Origin of the sequence: Enterobacter cloacae complex sp. P13B, assembly GCF_014895915.1 — a bacterium.
Taxonomy (GTDB): Bacteria; Pseudomonadota; Gammaproteobacteria; order Enterobacterales; family Enterobacteriaceae; genus Enterobacter; species Enterobacter bugandensis.
Genome location: NZ_JADBQN010000082.1, coordinates 1 through 1,019 on the forward strand (window position 1 = coordinate 1; position 1,019 = coordinate 1,019).

The following is a 1,019-nucleotide window of genomic DNA, read 5'->3' on the forward strand; positions in this document are numbered from 1 at the left end:
CCAGAAGAAAAAGCTCGTGGTATCACCATCAACACCTCTCACGTTGAGTACGACACCCCGACTCGCCACTACGCACACGTAGACTGCCCAGGCCACGCCGACTATGTTAAAAACATGATCACCGGTGCTGCGCAGATGGACGGCGCGATCCTGGTTGTTGCTGCGACTGACGGCCCAATGCCTCAGACTCGTGAGCACATCCTGCTGGGTCGTCAGGTAGGCGTTCCTTTCATCATCGTGTTCCTGAACAAATGCGACATGGTTGATGACGAAGAGCTGCTGGAACTGGTAGAGATGGAAGTTCGTGAACTGCTGTCTCAGTACGATTTCCCGGGCGACGACACTCCAATCGTTCGTGGTTCCGCGCTGAAAGCGCTGGAAGGCGACGCAGAGTGGGAAGCGAAAATCATCGAACTGGCTGGCTTCCTGGATTCTTACATCCCAGAACCAGAGCGTGCGATTGACAAGCCATTCCTGCTGCCAATCGAAGACGTATTCTCCATCTCCGGTCGTGGTACCGTTGTTACCGGTCGTGTAGAGCGCGGTATCATCAAAGTTGGTGAAGAAGTTGAAATCGTTGGTATCAAAGAGACTGCGAAGTCTACCTGTACTGGCGTTGAAATGTTCCGCAAACTGCTGGACGAAGGCCGTGCTGGTGAGAACGTTGGTGTTCTGCTGCGTGGTATCAAACGTGAAGAAATCGAACGTGGTCAGGTTCTGGCGAAGCCAGGCTCAATCAAGCCACACACCAAGTTCGAATCTGAAGTGTACATTCTGTCCAAAGACGAAGGCGGCCGTCATACTCCGTTCTTCAAAGGCTACCGTCCACAGTTCTACTTCCGTACAACTGACGTGACCGGTACCATCGAACTGCCAGAAGGCGTAGAGATGGTAATGCCAGGCGACAACATCAAGATGGTTGTGACTCTGATCCACCCAATCGCGATGGACGACGGTCTGCGTTTCGCAATCCGTGAAGGCGGCCGTACCGTTGGCGCGGGCGTTGTTGCTAAAGTTCT

Annotated in this window: 1 protein-coding gene; it reads left to right on the plus strand. The window is 53.5% G+C overall.

Annotation, left to right across the window (positions count from 1 at the left end; all coding sequences use genetic code 11):
* A partial coding sequence (gene tuf / locus IM273_RS21840) for an elongation factor Tu (RefSeq protein WP_126818845.1) occupies positions 1 to 1,019 on the plus strand: 1,019 nt, incomplete at both ends.